Origin of the sequence: Actinosynnema sp. NPDC050801 (genome assembly GCF_040673975.1) — a bacterium.
GTDB lineage: Bacteria > Actinomycetota > Actinomycetes > Mycobacteriales > Pseudonocardiaceae > Actinosynnema.
The window spans coordinates 41,398-57,572 of the sequence record NZ_JBFAQZ010000020.1 but is presented as its reverse complement, the minus strand read 5'-3'; the positions used below and the strand labels follow the sequence as shown (position 1 = coordinate 57,572).

The window sequence follows — 16,175 nt, the reverse complement described above, 5'->3', positions numbered from 1 at the left end:
GTCAGCGCGCCACCGGCAACGACAGCATCGACGCCCACATCCCCGGGAAGTCGGGCAGCGTCTTCGTCGTGCAGCCGATGTCGTCCACGGACACGCCCTCGACGACCAGGCCGATGATCGCGCCCGCGGTGGCCATCCGGTGGTCGGCGTAGGCGCGCCACACGTCCCCGCGCAACGGTCGCGGCCTGATGACCAGGCCGTCCTCGGTCTCCTCCGCGTCGCCGCCCAGGCGGTTGATCTCGGTGACGAGCGCGGCCAGCCGGTCGGTCTCGTGGCCGCGGATGTGCGCGACGCCGCGGATGCGGGTCGGGCCGTCGGCCAGCGCCGCCAGGGCCGCGACGGTCGGCGTCAGCTCGCTCTCGTCGCGCAGGTCCACGTCGATCCCGGTCAGCCGGTCGGGCCCGCGCAGGACGAGGCCGGCGTCGGACGACGTGACCTCGCAACCCATCTGCTGGAAGAGGTCCTGTGCCGCGCCGCCGGGCTGCGTGGTCCGCGTCGGCCAACCCGGGATCGTCACCCGACCGCCGGTGACCGCCGCCGCCGCCAGGAACACGGTCGCGTTGGACAGGTCCGGCTCGACGTGCCAGTCGCGGCCCTCGACGGGGCCCGGCTCGACCCGCCACTCGTTCGGCGACGCGTCGTCCACCACGACACCGGCCTGGCGCATCATCGCCACGGTCATCTCGATGTGCGGCACGGAGGGCACGGGCTTGCCGTCGTGCCGGACCGTCACGCCGCTCTCGTAGCGCGCGCCCGACAGCAGCAGCCCGGACACGAATTGAGACGACGCGGACGCGTCGATGGAGACCTCGCCACCGGGCACACCGCCCTTGCCGTGCAGCGTGAACGGCAGCGCGTCGCCCGCCACGTCCGCGCCGAGGGCCCGCAGCGCGCCCAGGATCGTGCTCATCGGCCGGGTCCGCGCGTGCGGGTCGCCGTCGAAGGTGATGTCGCCGACCGCGAGCGCGGCGGCGGGCGGCAGGAACCGCATGACGGTGCCCGCCAGGCCGCAGTCGACCTGCGCCGGACCGTGCATCTCGTGGGGTGTGACCAGCCAGGACCCGTCCGGTCCGTCGGTGACGTCGACGCCGAGCGACCGCAGCGCGGCGACCATCAGGGTGGTGTCGCGGCTGCGCAGCGGGGCGTGCACGGTGGACGCGCGGTCGGCCAGCGCGGCCAGCACGAGCGCCCGGTTGGTGATCGACTTGGAGCCGGGCACGGGTACCGTCGCCTGGACCGGGCCGTCGGCGGTGGGAGCGGACCACTGCTGAGTCATGGCTTGATGATTCCGCATCGGGTGGTCGACAGCTCGCACCGGGCTTTGCGACGTGCGACGATGGCTTGCCCGAGGCTGATCTGTGGAGAGGTGATCGGTGTGTGCGGCAGGTACGCGTCCACCAAGAACCCGGCGCTGCTCGCGGCGGAGTTCGACGCGGTCGACGGCACCGAGGGCGTCGCGCCCGGCCCGGACTACAACGTCGCGCCGACCAAGCAGGTGCTCGCCGTGGTCGAGCGGCACCCGCGTGACGACGAGGGCAACCCCGACCCGGACACCACCGAGCGCAGCGTCCGCGTGATGCGCTGGGGCTTGGTGCCGCACTGGGCCAAGGACCTGTCCGGCGCCGCGAAGATGATCAACGCGCGGGCGGAGAGCGTGCTGGACAAGCCCGCCTACCGCGACTCGGCGGCCAAGCGCCGGTGCATCGTGCCCGCCGCGGGCTGGTACGAGTGGCAGCCCGGCGAGGGCCGCAAGCAGCCGTACTTCATCAACCCCGGCGACGACTCCAGCATCGCCATGGCCGGCATCTGGTCGGTGTGGTGGCAGCAGGAGGGCGACGAGCGCAAGCCGATCATCACCTGCGCCGTGCTCACCACGGACGCGATCGGCGAGATGACCTCGGTGCACCACCGGATGCCGCTCGTGCTGCCGAAGGACCGGTGGGCGGCGTGGCTCGACCCGGACAACGCCGACCCGGCCGAGCTGCTCGCGCCCGACCTCGACCTGGTGAACGCGCTGGAGCTGCGGCCGGTGTCGATGCAGGTCAACAGCATCAAGAACAACGACCCGTCGTTGATGGACGCGGTCGCCCTGGGGGAGTCCGAGAAGCCGGAGCCCACCTTGTTCGAGCTGACATGACCTCGCGGCTCGTCGACACGCCCCACGGCCCCGCGCGCGCCGAGCTGCACTGCGCCTCCGACAGCCGCGCCGCGCTGCTGCTCGGGCACGGCGCGGGCGGTGGGATCGGCGCCCCGGACCTGGTGGCGGCGACCCGGGCGGCGGTGGGCGTCGGCGTGCACGTGGCGCTGGTGGAGCAGCCGTACCGGGTGGCCGGCCGCCGTGCGCCCGCACCCGCCAAGCAGCTCGACGCGGCGTGGCTCGCGGTGGCCGACGAGCTGGGTTCGAGCCTGTTCGACAACCTGCCGCTGGTGTTCGGCGGCCGGTCGTCGGGCGCGCGGGTGGCGTGCCGGACGTCGTCGGAGGGTCAGGCGGTGGCGGTGCTGTGCCTGGCGTTCCCGGTGCACCCGCCGGGCAAGCCGGAGAAGTCCCGGATGTCCGAGCTGGCGGCCGTCGAGGTGCCCACGCTGGTGGTGCAGGGCGAGAACGATCCGTTCGGCCGGCCCGAGTCCGCGCACCACCGCGACGTCCTGCTGCTGCCCGGCGACCACAACCTCAAGGCCGACGTCGCCGCGGTGGGCCGCATCGTCGGCGAGTGGCTGGACCGCGTGCTGCGGCCGCTGGAGGTCTGAGCAGGCCGCTGGAGGTTCGCTCGGGCTGCTGGAGGTCCGAGCAGACCGCTGGAGGTCCGATCAGGCCGAGATCGGCGCGACGACCGCCTGGGTGAGCCTGACCAGGTCCTCCGGCGCGATCTCGACCTCAAGGCCACGTCGTCCGGCCGAGCAGTAGATGGTCTCGAACCCCTCCGCGGAGGCGTCCAGCGCCACCGGCAAGCGCTTGCGCTGCCCCAACGGCGAGATGCCGCCCGCCACGTACCCGGTGGCCCGCTCGGCCGCCGCGACGTCGGCCATCTTCGCCTTCTTGCCACCCACGGCGGCGGCCAGCGCCTTCAGGTCGAGCTGCCCGGTGACCGGAACCACACCGACGGCCAGCCTGCCGTCGACCTCCGCGACGAGCGTCTTGAACACCCGTTCGGGTGCGATGTCCAACGCCTGCGCCGCCTCCAGCCCGTACGACTCGTGGCGGGGGTCGTGCTCGTACGCGTGCAGCGCGTAGGCCACCTTCTGCTTGTCCAGCAACGCGGTGGCGGGCGTCCCACGTCCGGCCATGATCGCGCACCCTAGTGCAGGGAATGCGCGAAGCGGTTGTCGCGTTGGTTCCGAACGTGGCTACCGAGGTGATGGATCAGCAGGTCGGCAGGCAAATCGGGGCACGCCCGCCGCGTGGCTCCGCTCACTGCCGTCCGGGCGACCGCCGCGTATTCTCGACTGCGTCCCAGACAGTTCCATCCGCCGCGCTGACCAGCCGGTGGGAAGGGAGCGCGGTGCCAGCCACGCGAACGCAGAACACGCCGACTGACGAGACAACGGCAGAGCGCGCCGCCAGGTTCGAGCGCGACGCGATGCCGATGCTCGACCAGTTGTACTCGGCGGCTCTGCGGATGACCCGCAACCCGGCCGACGCCGAGGACCTGGTCCAGGAGACCTACCTCAAGGCTTACGCGGCCTTCGCGTCCTTCTCGGAGGGCACGAACCTCAAGGCCTGGCTGTACCGCATCCTGACCAACACCTACATCAACGGCTACCGCAAGAAGCAGCGCCAGCCGATCCAGCAGCCGACGGACGAGATCACCGACTGGCAGTTGGCGCAGGCGGAGAGCCACACGTCGACCGGGCTGCGGTCGGCCGAGGTCGAGGCGATGGACCGGCTGCCGGACTCAGACGTCAAGGAAGCCTTGCAGCGACTGCCGGAGGAGTTCCGGATCGCGGTGTACCTCGCGGACGTGGAGGGCTTCGCCTACAAGGAGATCGCAGACATCATGGGCACCCCCATCGGCACCGTGATGTCCCGGTTGCACCGGGGCCGCAGGCAGCTTCGCGACCAGCTGGCGGACACCGCGCGCGAGCGCGGCATCCTCCGTGACGGCCAGCAGGAGGTGGCGGGCCGATGAGCTGTGGCAAACCACACGAAACGGACTGCTCAGAGGTGCTGTCCGAGGTCTACCTCTTCCTCGACCACGAGTGCGACGAGACGCGCAAGGCCCTGCTCCAGACGCACCTGGAGGAGTGCCACCCGTGCCTGGAGCAGTACGGCATCGAGGAGCACCTGAAGGCGCTGCTGGCCCGCAAGTGCGGCGGCGAGCACGCGCCGGACGAGCTGAGGCGGCGGCTGCGCGCCCGGCTCTACCAGACCGCGGACCAGACGACGCTGGAGGTCGAGGTCACCACGACCGTGACGACCACCGAGAAGTCGGGCGGCTGACCAGGCGCGATCGTGCGCCCGGCCCCGGGAGCGGTCCCCCTGGGAAGTCCAAGAACAAGTCGAAGGGCCCCGGAGCGGTGCTCCGGGGCCCTTCGCACGCCGTGACGTCGATCAGGCGTTGGGGCGCTTCCCGTGGTTGGCGCCACCCTTCTTGCGGTCGCGGCGCTTGCGGGCACGCTTCGACATGGGGTTCTCCTAGTGCTCGAACTACCTCACGACAGTGTGTCACGCGGCCACCTGGCCACGGCACCGGGTCTGAATCGTGGTTGGATGTGGCCGGACGAAGGAGGACCATGGCCGAGGAAATCCGGGCCGAGATCGTGGCGAACGTGGCCCAGATCGCCGTCAAAGAGGGTGACGAGGTCACGCACGAAACCACCCTCGTGGTGCTCGAGAGCATGAAGATGGAGATCCCCGTCCTCCCCGAGGGCGCGGGCACGATCACCCGCATCGCCGTGTCCCCCGGTGACGTGGTCCAGGAGGGCGACCTCATCGCGGTGGTGGAGTAGCTGTCCACCCTCACCGATCTCCTGGCCGAGCACACCAAGCTCTCCGGCGGCGCCGTCGACCACCTGCAACTGGTGGTCGCGGAGTGGCAGCTGCTCTCCGACCTCAGCTTCGCCGACTTCCTGATGTGGGTGCCGCTGGACGACACGACGTTCCTGTGCGTCGCCCAGGCCCGGCCGACGACCGCGCCGACCGCGCACCCCGAGGACGTCGTCGGCAGCATGGTCGACGTCGAGGAGCACCCCCAGCTGCGCCGGGCCATCACCGACGCGCGGATCTGCCGCGAGGAGGACCCGCGCTGGCACCTGGGCGTGCCGGTGCGCCGCGAGGCCATCCCGGTCAAGCGGAACGACGTGGTCATCGCGGTGCTCAGCCGCAACACCAACCTGGCCGTGCCGCGCGTGCCGAGCCCGTTGGAGATCTCCTACCTGGGTAGTGCCGCCGACCTGTGCCAGATGATCTCCGACGGCACGTTCCCGACCACCGAGCCGTCACCGGACGTGCACACCAGCCCCCGCGTCGGTGACGGCCTGATCCGGCTGGACGCCTCGGGCGCGGTGGTGTTCGCCAGCCCCAACGCGCTGAGCGCCTACCACCGCATGGGCCACGCGTCCGACCTGGTCGGGGTGCACTTGGCGCCGCTGACCCGGTCCCTGATCGGCGACCCGTTCGACGCCACCGAGGTCGCGCAGCGCATCCGGGCGGCCCTGGACGGTCAGCCGAGCATGCGCATCGAGGCCGAGTCCCGGCGTGGCGCGGCGGTGCTGTTCCGCGCCCTGCCGCTGCGGCCGAGGGGCAGCGCGGCCGGTGCGCTGGTGCTGTGCCGGGACGTCACCGAGGTCCGCCGCCGCGACCGCGCCCTGATGTCGAAGGACGCGACGATCCGCGAGATCCACCACCGGGTGAAGAACAACCTGCAGACGGTGGCCGCGCTGCTGCGCCTGCAGAGCCGCCGGACCAGCAGCGAGGAGGCGCGCGAGGCGTTGGCCGAGTCGGTGCGCCGGGTCACGTCGATCGCGCTGGTGCACGAGACGCTGTCCATGTCGGTGGACGAGCGGGTGAACCTCGACGACGTGGTGGACAAGGTCATCCCGATGATGTCGGACGTGGCCGCCACCGAGTCGCAGGTGGTGGTGCGCCGCGAGGGGCCGTTCGGCGTCGTCCCGGCCGAGCTCGCCACCCCGCTGGTGATGGTGCTGACCGAACTCGTGCAGAACGCGTTCGAGCACGCGTACGCGGCGGGCCAGCGCGGCGAGGTGGTCGTGCACGCGGAGCGCTCGGCCAAGTGGTTGGACGTGGTGATCTCGGACGACGGCCGCGGCCTGCCGCAGGGCTTCTCGCTGGAGCGCACCGACCGGCTCGGCCTGCAGATCGTGCGGACCCTGGTGGAATCCGAACTCAGGGGCTCGTTGAGCTTGCGGCGGCGTCCCCGAGGCGGTACAGAGGCGGTCCTGCGCGTACCCCTCAGAGCGCGGCGTTAGACTGCTCCCGTGCACACGTGACGACCTACCTCAGCGGTCTGATTGACGGCTCACCGTCGTCGAGTCACGTGGTCATGCGGGAGGGTGTGCAACACAAGCGAAAGGCCCGACACCTGGCACGGTGTCGGGCCTTTCGTGTGCTTGTGGTGAGGCACTCAGGCGTTGCTGCGAGCCCGGGTGCGGGCGTTGCGGCGCTTGAGGGCGCGACGCTCGTCTTCGCTCATCCCGCCCCACACGCCGGCGTCCTGGCCGCTCTCCAACGCCCACGCGAGGCAGTCGGAGACGACGGGGCAACGGCGGCAGACGGTCTTCGCCTCGGCGATCTGCAGGAGCGCAGGACCGCTGTTCCCCACGGGGAAGAACAGCTCGGGGTCCTCGTCGCGGCAGATCGCGCGGTGGCGCCAGTCCATTGGAACTACTCCTCAGCTAGGCGCGCGCGTGAGCGCGCCACTCGTCAGCGGTCGGTTTTGGGGTGCTTGTGAATGCTTTCACGAACGGCGGGGATGTCAAGGGGTTAGCACCAACCCGGTGAGTGAACTCACCCGAAAGATCGACTGAGTTCACCTGGGGTTTCACGCAGCGGTATCACACCGGGTCACAACATCGCGGATGAGTACCGGGCGGGTCACACCACGGTCACACTGCGACCGTGAGCGCGCCTGGCACACCCGTGAACTCAACCTCGGTGCACGCGCCGAGCAGGTCACCGTCAACCTGCAGGTTGACGGGTTCCGGACTCGTCACCCGAACGAACTCGACGTCGTCACGCCGGAGCAGGTTCCCTCCTTTGGGGTTCCCATCCGTGGCCAAGAGATGCGTGACATAGCGAAGAACTGTCGGCAATCCCATCCCGTGCAGTCCGAACAGGCCGAGACCGCCGTCGAAAGAGGTGCTCGGGTTGAGCCGGATCGCCTTGTCGCCCAGGTAGGTCCACGGGTCGGTGTTGGAGACGAACGCGAGCCGCACGTCCTCGAACGCCGGTTCGTCGGGGATCTGCACGGTGAGCGTCGGCGGCTGTCTGCGCTGGGTGAAGTAGCTGGTCAGCGCGGTGCGCGCGTAGAGGGCGGGTGACGCCTGACGGCCCTTGGCGCGTTGCTGCTCGACGGCCGCGACCACCTCCGCGTCCCAGCCGACGCCCGCGTTGAAGGTGAACCAGCGGTCGTGGTCGAGCCGGCCGCCGGCCGCCGCCACGTGCCCGAGGCTGACCTTGCGGCTGGTCCCGTGCTCGATGGCCTGGAGCAGGCGGTAGGTGGCCTCGACCGGGTCGCGGGGCAACCCGAGGGCGCCCGCGAACACGTTCGCCGACCCGCCGGGCACCACGCCCAGCATGGGCAGGCCCGGCTGCGCGCCCTCGCGCAGCACGCCGTTGACCACCTCGTTGACGGTGCCGTCGCCGCCGTGGGCCACGACGAGGTCGTACCCGTCCACGACGGCCTGCGCGGCGGCGTTCGCCGCGTGGCCGCGGTAGTCCGTCTCGACGATGTCGAGCTTCACGTCGCTGGCCAGTGCGTGCGCGAGCACGTCCCGACCGGCAGGCGTCGTTGCCGTCGCCTGCGGGTTGACCACCAGAAGTGCGCGCACCCCTGAAGGGTAGGACAGCGCGTGACCTCGGACAGGTTGCGCGTCACCCGGTAGGAGGGCCTGGAGCGCACGAAAGTGGCCGACATCTCCTTTCGGTGTCGCAATCGCCTGCGTCTGCGACAAGTGCACCCCGACCCGACCGCCGGCTCGCCGAAGACTGCTGTGATCATCGCTCCTGGCGCGGTCGAACGGGACACGCCAACCGGGTGGCCTACGATCCGTGACGAGTACTCACGGTGAGGAAAGGCCCAGTTGAGAGGTAGAGCGTGGCATCCCAGAGCAAGGTCCCACCGGCGGTCCGGGCGGCCGGCGCGCTGACCGCGTTGCAGGGCTTGGTCGGGTTGGCCTTCGCGGTCGCGCTGGTGGTGCGGTCGTTCGAGGCCGAGGAGGCCGGCGGGGTGCTCGGCGAGGCCGCCTACTTCGCGGTGCTGTCGGCCGGCGTGCTCGCCGCGGGGGTCGGCCTGGTGCTCGGCAAGCACTGGGGGCGGACGCCCGCGGTCGTCGTGCAACTGCTCCTGCTGGGCGTGGCCTGGTACATGTACGGGCCGTCCGGCCGCCAGCTGTGGGGCGCGTTGCTCGGCGCGTACGTGGTGGGCACGCTCGTGCTGCTGTTCACCAACCCGGTGCGCCGGTGGGCCCTCGGCGTGGACGAGGACGACGCGGACGCCTAGCGCGCACGGTCGGTCAGGGCATTCGGTCGGTCAGGGCATCCGGTTGGTTAGGGCCTTCGGTTGGTTAGGGCATTCGGCCGCCGACCATCGTCTGGCCGCTCGCCGACGAACGGCGGGTGGCCGGCGTCACTCCAACAGGTGACGCTGTGAGTGGTGAATTCACCACTCCCTGCGTTCGTTGAGGTGACAACTCCATGCGATTCACTCGCGCCCTGTCCGCGGTGGTCGGAGCCACTACCGCACTGCTGTCCGCGTTCGCCCTGACCGCGCTCGCGCCGACGGCCTCCGCCCAGGAGTCCGGCGGCGTCGAGCCGTACATCATCGGCGGCGGCACGGCCACCAACGCCCCGTGGGCGGCCCGCCTGTTCCGCAACGGCCAGCAGAACTGCTCGGCCACGATCATCGCCCCGACGTGGGTCCTGACCGCCCAGCACTGCGTGGCGAGCTCGGGCACCTACTCGTTCCGCATCGGCAGCCTCGACCAGACCACCGGCGGCACCCTGGCCACCGCCACCCAGATCATCCAGCACCCGTCGGCGGACCTCGCGCTGGCGCGGCTGGACCGGTCGGTCTCGGGCACGTACGCGCCGCTGGGCACCACCACCGCCGTGGCGGTCAACCAGACCGTGCAGCTCTACGGCTGGGGCGCCACCTGCACCAACCAGCCGGAGATCAACTGCCAGTCCCGCTACCTGAAGTACGCCAACACCCGCGTGACCTCGGTCAACGGGCGTGACTACCGCGGCGGCATCGCGATCTCGGTGACCCGCGTCGACGGCATCGCCGCCGGTGGCGACTCGGGTGGCCCGATGTTCGCCACCAGCCCGGTCGACGGCCGCCGCTACCAGGTCGGCGTGGCCTCCACCAGCGACCGCTCGACCCGGTCGAACTACACCGCCGTCACCCGCTACCGCGACTGGATCCGCTCCTACGCCGGCGTGTGACCGAACTCCCCGGCCGAGGGGGCTGGAACTCTCCCCCTGCGCCGCCCCCTCGGCCGGGGCACCACGGTCCGGGTCCGGGCCACTCACCAGTCAGAATCACCCTGTGTGTTCACGCTTGGCGGATGGACACGAACGGAGTAGCCAGATACGGTCTGGCAGGCCGCTCCGGGTGCAGTCAGGGTGAGGTGCGCAGTGCAGAACCCCCCGAGGTGGGTGTCGACCAACGGTGATGTCGAGCGCCCCAATGTGGCCCGCCTGTTCGACTACTACCTTGGCGGAGCGCACAACTTCGCGGTCGACCGCGAGTTCGCCCACCGGTCCATGAGCGAGATCCCGACCGCCGCGATGGTCCAGCACACCCGCGCGTTCCTGCGCCGGGCGGTGCGGCACTGCGTGGCCAAGGGCATCCGCCAGTTCCTCGACCTGGGCTCCGGCATCCCGACCGCGGGCAACGTGCACGAGGTCGCCCAGCAGGCCGACCCGACGTGCCGCGTGGTGTACGTGGACAACGAGGCCGCCACCGTCGCGCACAGCCGCACCATGTTGCGCGACATCGCGGGCGCCGCCATCGCCGAGGCCGACATCCGGGACGTCGACGCGGTGCTGAACGCGCCCGAGGTCCGCGACCTGCTCGACCTGACCCGGCCGATCGCCGTGCTGATGGTGGCGATCCTGCCGTACGTCTCCGACGACGACGGTCCGGCCGAACTGGTCGCCCGCTACCGGGACGCCCTCGCCGACGGCAGCTACCTGGTGCTCAGCCACCTGACCGCGGACGAGCAGCCGGAAGTGGTGCACAAGCTCATCGGCATGATCGCCGAGACGATGACGCCGGTCGTGGCGCGGTCCAAGGCGGACGTCGAGGCGATGCTCGACGGGTTCGACCTGCTCGACCCGGGCCTGGTGCTGACCACGGCGTGGCGCGGTGAGGACGAGCCGGCGACCGGCGTGGAGTCGGTGTCCTACGGCGCGGTCGGCGTGAAGCGGCCGAACGGGATCACGGACGACCAGGGGTCGGCGGCGTCCGCCCCTCGCTGAGCAGCCTGGTCTGCTCCTTCAGCACGTCGACCGTGCGGACCACCCAGTCCGCGATCAACTGCTGCTCCTGCGGGCTGTAGCGCGCGCCCACCTCGGCCATCGCCGCGCCCAGGCCGGCGAAGACCTGCCCGAACGCGCCGGGGATCGCGCTGATCACCACCCGCCTGCGGTCGCCGGGATCGGGTTCGCGCCGGACCAGGCCCGCGCGTTCGAGCCGGTCGGCGACACCGGTGACGGCGCCGGGGGTCAGGTTGATCTCCTTGGCCAGCTCGCCCGCCGACATCGGGCCCCTGCCGGCGATGAGCGCGAGCGCCCGCTGGTCCACCGCGGTGACGCCCAGCCGTGCGCCGACGGCCTCGTGGAACGCGACCACCGCCGTGCTCAGCTCGCGCCCGAGATCCCGTCCGTCCATGCGATCACTTTACCGCCGCCGATATTTCAGTACACTGAACTAAAATACTCGGCGGTTGAGGGGGTTGTCGGTGGTGTCGGAGCTGAGGCTGGCTGTGGAGGTGCCGCACTGGGCCGGGCGGTTCTACCTGCGGCACTGGGCGGTGGTCGTCGGGCTGTCGCTGGTCGCGTCCGTGCAACGGCTCGTAGTCGTGAACTGGGGCGACGTGGTGCCGAGCGGGGTGGCGTTCGCCTCGGAGGTCGTCGTGGTGGCCGCGCGGGTGCTGCTGGTCGTGGTGATCTGGCGGTTGGCGACCAGGGGCGAGCGGCTGAGGTGGGCGAACGCGCGCGACTTCGCGACTCGGCACTGGCCGAGCCTGGTGTGGCAGGGCGTGCTGCTGGCGGCGGCGACGGCGGTGTTCGACTTCGGCGCCGAGCAGGTGGTCGGCGGCCTGCTGCCCGAGTCGGCGCGGCAGACCTACCTGGCCGTGCTGCTGTTCGTGAAGAACCCGACCGTGATCGCGTTCACGTTCGTCTGGTTGGTCGGGCTGGTCCGGCAGGTCGCCGTCAGCCGTCCTGTCCCAGTCGGGTGAGAGAGTCGTCGGTGAGGCGGAAGACGGTCCACTCGTCCATCGGGAGCGCGCCGAGCGACTTGTAGAAGCCGATCGCCGGGGCGTTCCAGTCGAGCACCCACCACTCCAACCGCGCGTAGCCGCGGGCGGCGCACTCCTCCGCGAGGGCTTGCAGGAGCGCCCGGCCGAGGCCGCTGCCGCGTTGCGACGGCTGCACGTAGAGATCTTCGAGGTAGATGCCGTGCGTGCCGCGCCAGGTGGAGAAGTTGAGGAACCACAGGGCCGTCCCGACGACCCGACCGTCCACTTCGGCCACGTGGCCGAACAGGGCGGGGGAGGGGCGGAACAGCGCGTCGTGCAGCTGCTCGGCGGTCAGGTGGCACTCGTGCCGGGCGCGTTCGTACTCGGCCAGCTCCTCGACCAGCCCGACGACGGCGGGCACGTCCTCCTCGCGGATGCGGCGAACGCGAGGATCAGTCAACGTCGACCTCCCAGGCCGGCACGTTCAGCCGGCGCACCTGCGGGTCGCCGCGCTCGTCGCCGAGCACCGTCGTGCCGGCGGGGTCGAGTCCGAAGTGGACGCCCTCGCTCGGCGGCAGGTTCAGCCAGGTGGCGATCAGCACGCGGCTGAAGTGCCCGTGCCCGACCAGCACCACGTCACCACCGGACAACGCCTGCCGCGCCCGCTCCAACACCTTCGCCGCCCGCGCGTGCACCTCGTCCGACGTCTCGCCGTTGGGCACGGGGTGGGTCCAGACCGTCCAGCCCGGGTCGGTCTCCCGGATCTGCGGCGTGGTGAGGCCCTCGTAGTCGCCGTAGTCCCACTCGGCGAGTTCCTCGGTGCGCTCGACGTCGTGCAGCCCGGCCAGCTCCGCGGTGCGCCACGCGCGTTGGCGCGGGCTCGACAGCACCAGCGCGGGCGGCAGGTCGGTGGCGCGCAGCCGGGCGAGCACGGCCCCGGCGCGCCGCGCCTGCTGCACACCGGTGTCGGTCAGCGGCACATCGGTCATCCCGGTGTGCCGCCCGCTCTCGGACCACTCGGTTTGCCCGTGCCGGAGCAGGTAGACGTGTGAGGTCACGCGCCGAGCTTACGGACGTCCGCGCCTGTGGTGAGGGTGGGGTGAACGGGCGCACTGGGTGTCGTGCACGACACTTCGGGGTTCAACGGCGCCGCCGGATGAGGCGTCTCCACCACGGTTCTCGGCGGTTAACGCGATTCGAGAGCAGGAAAGCGAGGTTGTTCTGGCTGGTGAGGGTGTTGGGGTGTTCGGGGCCGAGGGTGCGGGTGCGGATGTCGAGTGTGGCGCGGAGGAGTTGTTCGGCCTCGCGGTGGCGGCCGAGGTCGTTCAGCACGGCGGCGAGGTTGTTCTGGCTGGTGAGGGTGTTGGGGTGTTCGGGGCCGAGGGTGCGGGTGTGCATGTCGAGTGTGGCGCGGAGGAGTTGTTCGGCCTCCCGGTGGCGACCGAGTCCGTTCAGCGCGAAGGCGAGGTTGGCCTGGCTGACAAGTGTGTTGGGGTGTTCGGGTCCGAGGGTGCGGGTGCGGGTGCGGATGTCGAGTGTGGCGCGGAGGAGTTGCTCGGCTTCGCGGTGGCGGCCGAGGTCGTTCAGCACGGCGGCGAGGTTGTTCTGGCTGCTGAGGGTGTCGGGGTGTTCGGGTCCGAGGGTGCGGGTGCGGATGTCGAGTGTGGCGCGGAGGAGTTGTTCGGCATCGTTGCGGATGCCCATGCCGTGCAGCACGGCGGCGAAGTCGTTCTGGCTGGCGAGGGTGTCGGGGTGTTCGGGGCCGAGGGTGCGGGTGCGGATGTCCAGGCTGGCGCGGAGGAGTTGTTCGGCTTCCCCGTGGCGGCCGAGGTTGTTCAAGGCGGCGGCGAGGTTGCTCTGGCTGAAGAGGGTGTTGTGGTGTTCGGGCCCGAACGCGCGGGCGAGAACGACGAAGGTGGCGCGGTGGAGTTGTTCGGCTTCGCGATAGCGACCGAGCGCGCTCAGCACGGTGGCGAGGTTGTTCTGGCTGGCCAGGATGTCGGGGTGATCGGGGCCGAGTTGGGACGTTTCCGCTTCGAGGACGTGGCTGCGCAGCGTGAACGCCGTCGCGTTGTGGCCGGCTCGCTCCAACGTGTCCGCGACTGCGTTGATGGTGTCCCTGAACCGGAAGAACCTGTCCTCGTCCGGTACGTCGGCGAGGAGGAGCAGATGTGGTGCGAGCAGGCGCGTCGCGGTCAGCACCGCCATGCCCTGCGACAGCCACGCTCGCGCGGTGTCGATGAGGTGGTTCTCGATCTCGTCACGCCATTGGGCTACGACGCCGTCGCGTGTCAACAGCATCGTGCCGGCTTCCCGGACCAGGGGGTGCAGCACCACGGTGCCGACCTCGGCCGTCGTTCCGGCGGTCGAAGCATCGACCAAGCCGTAGCGCTCAAGGCCGGACAGGGCCGCGTCGACCGCGGCGGCTCTCGGTCGGGCATCCTCGGTGGGGATCAGGCCCGGGTCGATCAGGGCGCGGGGGATCGGGGCGTCGGCCAGCAGCGCCAGCGCTCGTAGCAGTGGTCTGGCCAGCGGCAGACCTTCGGCGGCCAGTTGGTCCAGCGACAGCTCCCACGTGTGGCCGACCAGGGTGCGTGCGACCTTGGGGTCCGTCACGTCCGGCGACATCAGCGGTTGGGACGAGCCGTCGTCCATCGCGTCCAGGTAGGTGGTGAACCGGCGCAGGCGGGCAGTCGGCTGGGCGATCGCGGTGCCCGCCGCGTGCAGGGCCAGCGGCAGGCCGCCGAGCCGGGTCGCCAGCCGTTCGGCTTCTTCCGGGCTGCCGCCGTCGGGTGCGAGGTCGAGCAGGACCTGGCCGCCCAGCTTCGGGGTCAGCGGCTCCAGCCGGACGAGCACCACCCCTTGACCCCAGGTGTCGGGCGAGCGGTCCCGGCTGGTCACCAGCAGCAGGCCCGCGCCGTTCGGCCGGATCCAACCCCGGTGCTCCCGGACGGGACCGTCGATGCCGAGGCTGTCGGTCCGGTCGGCGTTGTCGATCACGAGCACCCAGCCCGGCGTCCGCTCCAGGTGGCCCCAGACCAGGTCGGCCAGGCTCCCGCCGGACTGCTGCACCGCGCCCACCCGGTCGTCCGGCAGGCCGAGGGCCGTGGCGACCTGCACCATCTGCACCGTCAGCAGCTCCTCGCCGGTCGGCCCGTCCGATGCGCCCTCACCGCGCCACCGGATCCAGAACACCGACAGCCCGCGCTGCTTCGCCCTCTCGGCCACGTAACCGGCCAGCGTCGTCTTCCCCATGCCGCCGGGACCGCAGACGACGACGAACCGGCCTCCCGGTGCCTCCACGAACGGCGAGATCGCCGTCAGCTCCCCTTCACGGCCGCGCAGCATCGGCGCGGTGGGCGTGGGCGGGCGCAGTGCCGACGGGACGGCGGGGAACCGGGGCATCACCACCGGCGGCGCGGGCGGGGCGGGTTTCTGGCGGGATGCGGCGAGCTGGATGACCGCGCTGAGGAGGACGAGCACCGCGAACGTCAGCCAGACCCTCGACTGGTCCTTGAACCACTCGGGGACCTCGACGGAGGCGAAGTTGGTGACCACCCCGAGAGCGGCACCCACCACCACGACCAAGACCGCGTTGACCTTCAGCTGACGCGACGTCATGACGCAACTATCGACCCCGTGCAGGGTTCATTACGGCAAACCGGCAATCCGATCACATACCGGCGACGCCTAGCCCCACATGTATGCGAATGTCAAGTACAAGCCCCTGATGTGGTGGCTGCTTGTCACCCTTTGATAACGGCAAGAGGGTTTTTTGAGAGGGCCACGAACACGAGCACGTCCAGGTGGAAGGTGGAGTGCACGTTGTTGTCACGACCGGCCTGGAGGATCGTCGCCGAGGACGACGCCGCTCCGGACTGGCGCAGTCCTCCGTCCGGAGCAGTGCGCTCGGACGTGGCCACCATGCCTCTTCCCGCGGTCGTCGACGGTCGTGCGCCCAACAAGATCCGGAGTGTATCCCTGACGCCACATAGAGGGCGCTCAACGGTGACGGGGGACGAAGAACGACGCCGGTCGGCGGGACGAGTCCCGCCGACCGGCGTCGCGTTGGTGCAGGTGATCAGGCCGCGGCCTTGGTCTCCCAGAAGATCTTGTCGATCTGGGCGATCAGGTCGAGCAGCTCCTGGCCCTTGGCGGGGTCCATGGAGCCCTTCGCGCCGGACGCGCCGGCCGCCTTCGTGGCCCGGTTGAACAGGTCGTGCAGCTCCGGGTACTTCTCGAAGTGCGGCGGCTTGAAGTAGTCGGTCCACAGCACCCACAGGTGGTGCTTCACGAGCTCCGACCGCTGCTCCTTGATCAGGATGGCGCGGGCGCGGAACTCCGGGTCCTCGTTGCCCTGGTACTTCTCCTGAATCGCCTTGACCGACTCGGCCTCGATCCGGGCCTGGGCCGGGTCGTAAACACCGCACGGGAGGTCGCAGTGCGCGGTGGCCTCCAGGAGCGGGCGGCGGAGTGAACGGATGCGCGACAGAAGTCGCATCTTTCCTCCCTGACAGTGGATGCTCCGACGT

Annotated in this window: 19 protein-coding genes; 10 read left to right on the top strand and 9 right to left on the bottom strand. The window is 70.7% G+C overall.

Translation table 11 applies throughout. The features are described from left to right. Position 1: 1 nt before the first annotated feature. Positions 2-1,276 carry a 3-phosphoshikimate 1-carboxyvinyltransferase gene (gene aroA / locus AB0K14_RS32485; RefSeq protein WP_360452316.1) on the bottom strand — a complete coding sequence of 425 codons (1,275 nt, stop codon included), beginning with the start codon at positions 1,274-1,276 and terminating at the stop codon, positions 2-4. 99 nt (positions 1,277-1,375) lie between these two features. On the opposite strand from aroA, the gene AB0K14_RS32480 reads away from it, so the two are divergent. Further along, complete coding sequence (locus AB0K14_RS32480; RefSeq protein ID WP_360452506.1) at positions 1,376-2,137, top strand: SOS response-associated peptidase; 762 nt, start codon at positions 1,376-1,378, stop codon at positions 2,135-2,137. Beyond that, positions 2,134-2,748 (top strand): alpha/beta family hydrolase, encoded by a 615-nt coding sequence (locus tag AB0K14_RS32475; protein ID WP_360452318.1) that lies wholly within the window; start codon positions 2,134-2,136, stop codon positions 2,746-2,748. Before AB0K14_RS32480 ends, AB0K14_RS32475 begins: the two co-directional genes overlap by 4 nt. Positions 2,749-2,808: 60 nt before the next feature. On the opposite strand, the gene ybaK is transcribed toward AB0K14_RS32475, so the two are convergent. After that, entirely contained in the window at positions 2,809-3,285 is a 477-nt protein-coding gene (ybaK, locus tag AB0K14_RS32470; protein WP_360452320.1) for a Cys-tRNA(Pro) deacylase, read from the bottom strand. 215 nt (positions 3,286-3,500) lie between these two features. On the opposite strand from ybaK, the gene AB0K14_RS32465 reads away from it, so the two are divergent. The 4 genes from AB0K14_RS32465 to AB0K14_RS32450 all read left to right on the top strand — a co-directional run bounded on the left by AB0K14_RS32465 (position 3,501) and on the right by AB0K14_RS32450 (position 6,426). Beyond that, a complete protein-coding gene (locus AB0K14_RS32465) occupies positions 3,501-4,127 on the top strand; it encodes a sigma-70 family RNA polymerase sigma factor (protein ID WP_360452322.1) in 627 nt (208 codons plus the stop codon). Continuing rightward, a complete protein-coding gene (rsrA, locus tag AB0K14_RS32460; protein ID WP_360452324.1) occupies positions 4,124-4,438 on the top strand; it encodes a mycothiol system anti-sigma-R factor in 315 nt (104 codons plus the stop codon). Before AB0K14_RS32465 ends, rsrA begins: the two co-directional genes overlap by 4 nt. A gap of 293 nt (positions 4,439-4,731) precedes the next feature. Then, entirely contained in the window at positions 4,732-4,947 is a 216-nt protein-coding gene (locus AB0K14_RS32455) for a biotin/lipoyl-binding carrier protein (protein WP_360452326.1), read from the top strand. After that, a complete protein-coding gene (locus AB0K14_RS32450; protein WP_360452508.1) occupies positions 4,948-6,426 on the top strand; it encodes a histidine kinase N-terminal domain-containing protein in 1,479 nt (492 codons plus the stop codon). A gap of 155 nt (positions 6,427-6,581) precedes the next feature. On the opposite strand, the gene AB0K14_RS32445 is transcribed toward AB0K14_RS32450, so the two are convergent. Both AB0K14_RS32445 and AB0K14_RS32440 read right to left on the bottom strand, forming a co-directional pair. Beyond that, positions 6,582-6,836 carry a WhiB family transcriptional regulator gene (locus AB0K14_RS32445; RefSeq protein WP_015104912.1) on the bottom strand — a complete coding sequence of 85 codons (255 nt, stop codon included), beginning with the start codon at positions 6,834-6,836 and terminating at the stop codon, positions 6,582-6,584. A 226-nt stretch (positions 6,837-7,062) separates the two neighbouring features. Then, positions 7,063-8,007: a diacylglycerol kinase family protein gene (locus tag AB0K14_RS32440; protein WP_360452328.1), complete on the bottom strand. Its 945-nt coding sequence runs from the start codon at positions 8,005-8,007 to the stop codon at positions 7,063-7,065. Positions 8,008-8,273: 266 nt separating this feature from the next. Between AB0K14_RS32440 and AB0K14_RS32435 the strand changes: the two genes are divergently transcribed. The 3 genes from AB0K14_RS32435 (at position 8,274) to AB0K14_RS32425 (ending at position 10,660) form a co-directional block, all read left to right on the top strand. Next, entirely contained in the window at positions 8,274-8,678 is a 405-nt protein-coding gene (locus tag AB0K14_RS32435) for a hypothetical protein (RefSeq protein WP_360452330.1), read from the top strand. A 194-nt stretch (positions 8,679-8,872) separates the two neighbouring features. Continuing rightward, positions 8,873-9,622 (top strand): trypsin-like serine protease, encoded by a 750-nt coding sequence (locus AB0K14_RS32430; protein WP_360452332.1) that lies wholly within the window; start codon positions 8,873-8,875, stop codon positions 9,620-9,622. Positions 9,623-9,814: 192 nt separating this feature from the next. Then, positions 9,815-10,660, top strand: coding sequence for an SAM-dependent methyltransferase (locus tag AB0K14_RS32425; RefSeq protein WP_360452334.1), 846 nt, complete (start codon positions 9,815-9,817; stop codon positions 10,658-10,660). Here the strand turns inward: AB0K14_RS32425 and AB0K14_RS32420 are convergent. Further along, complete coding sequence (locus tag AB0K14_RS32420; protein ID WP_360452336.1) at positions 10,620-11,072, bottom strand: MarR family transcriptional regulator; 453 nt, start codon at positions 11,070-11,072, stop codon at positions 10,620-10,622. The two genes, AB0K14_RS32425 and AB0K14_RS32420, sit on opposite strands and share 41 nt — an antisense overlap. Positions 11,073-11,127: 55 nt before the next feature. Here AB0K14_RS32420 and AB0K14_RS32415 point away from each other — a divergent pair, with 55 nt between their 5' ends. Continuing rightward, positions 11,128-11,643 carry a hypothetical protein gene (locus AB0K14_RS32415; protein WP_360452338.1) on the top strand — a complete coding sequence of 172 codons (516 nt, stop codon included), beginning with the start codon at positions 11,128-11,130 and terminating at the stop codon, positions 11,641-11,643. Here AB0K14_RS32415 and AB0K14_RS32410 read toward each other — a convergent pair. From AB0K14_RS32410 to sodN, 4 genes are all read right to left on the bottom strand, one after another. Continuing rightward, on the bottom strand, positions 11,618-12,103 hold the full coding sequence (locus tag AB0K14_RS32410; protein WP_360452340.1) for a GNAT family N-acetyltransferase: 486 nt from the start codon (positions 12,101-12,103) through the stop codon (positions 11,618-11,620). The two genes, AB0K14_RS32415 and AB0K14_RS32410, sit on opposite strands and share 26 nt — an antisense overlap. Beyond that, entirely contained in the window at positions 12,096-12,701 is a 606-nt protein-coding gene (locus tag AB0K14_RS32405) for a histidine phosphatase family protein (RefSeq protein ID WP_360452342.1), read from the bottom strand. Before AB0K14_RS32405 ends, AB0K14_RS32410 begins: the two co-directional genes overlap by 8 nt. Before the next feature lie 82 nt (positions 12,702-12,783). Beyond that, a complete protein-coding gene (gene fxsT / locus AB0K14_RS32400; RefSeq protein WP_360452344.1) occupies positions 12,784-15,264 on the bottom strand; it encodes an FxSxx-COOH system tetratricopeptide repeat protein in 2,481 nt (826 codons plus the stop codon). A gap of 460 nt (positions 15,265-15,724) precedes the next feature. Further along, complete coding sequence (sodN, locus tag AB0K14_RS32395) at positions 15,725-16,144, bottom strand: superoxide dismutase, Ni (protein WP_360452346.1); 420 nt, start codon at positions 16,142-16,144, stop codon at positions 15,725-15,727. Positions 16,145-16,175: the final 31 nt, after the last annotated feature.

Bases quoted from the DNA above. Each gene is read 5' to 3' on its own strand.
- aroA (WP_360452316.1), bottom strand. From the start codon at position 1,276: ATGACTCAGCAGTGGTCCGCTCCCACCGCCGACGGCCCGGTCCAGGCG.
- AB0K14_RS32475 (WP_360452318.1), top strand. From the start codon at position 2,134: ATGACCTCGCGGCTCGTCGACACGCCCCACGGCCCCGCGCGCGCCGAG.
- ybaK (WP_360452320.1), bottom strand. From the start codon at position 3,285: ATGGCCGGACGTGGGACGCCCGCCACCGCGTTGCTGGACAAGCAGAAG.
- rsrA (WP_360452324.1), top strand. From the start codon at position 4,124: ATGAGCTGTGGCAAACCACACGAAACGGACTGCTCAGAGGTGCTGTCC.
- AB0K14_RS32455 (WP_360452326.1), top strand. From the start codon at position 4,732: ATGGCCGAGGAAATCCGGGCCGAGATCGTGGCGAACGTGGCCCAGATC.
- AB0K14_RS32445 (WP_015104912.1), bottom strand. From the start codon at position 6,836: ATGGACTGGCGCCACCGCGCGATCTGCCGCGACGAGGACCCCGAGCTG.
- AB0K14_RS32430 (WP_360452332.1), top strand. From the start codon at position 8,873: ATGCGATTCACTCGCGCCCTGTCCGCGGTGGTCGGAGCCACTACCGCA.
- AB0K14_RS32420 (WP_360452336.1), bottom strand. From the start codon at position 11,072: ATGGACGGACGGGATCTCGGGCGCGAGCTGAGCACGGCGGTGGTCGCG.
- fxsT (WP_360452344.1), bottom strand. From the start codon at position 15,264: ATGACGTCGCGTCAGCTGAAGGTCAACGCGGTCTTGGTCGTGGTGGTG.
- sodN (WP_360452346.1), bottom strand. From the start codon at position 16,144: ATGCGACTTCTGTCGCGCATCCGTTCACTCCGCCGCCCGCTCCTGGAG.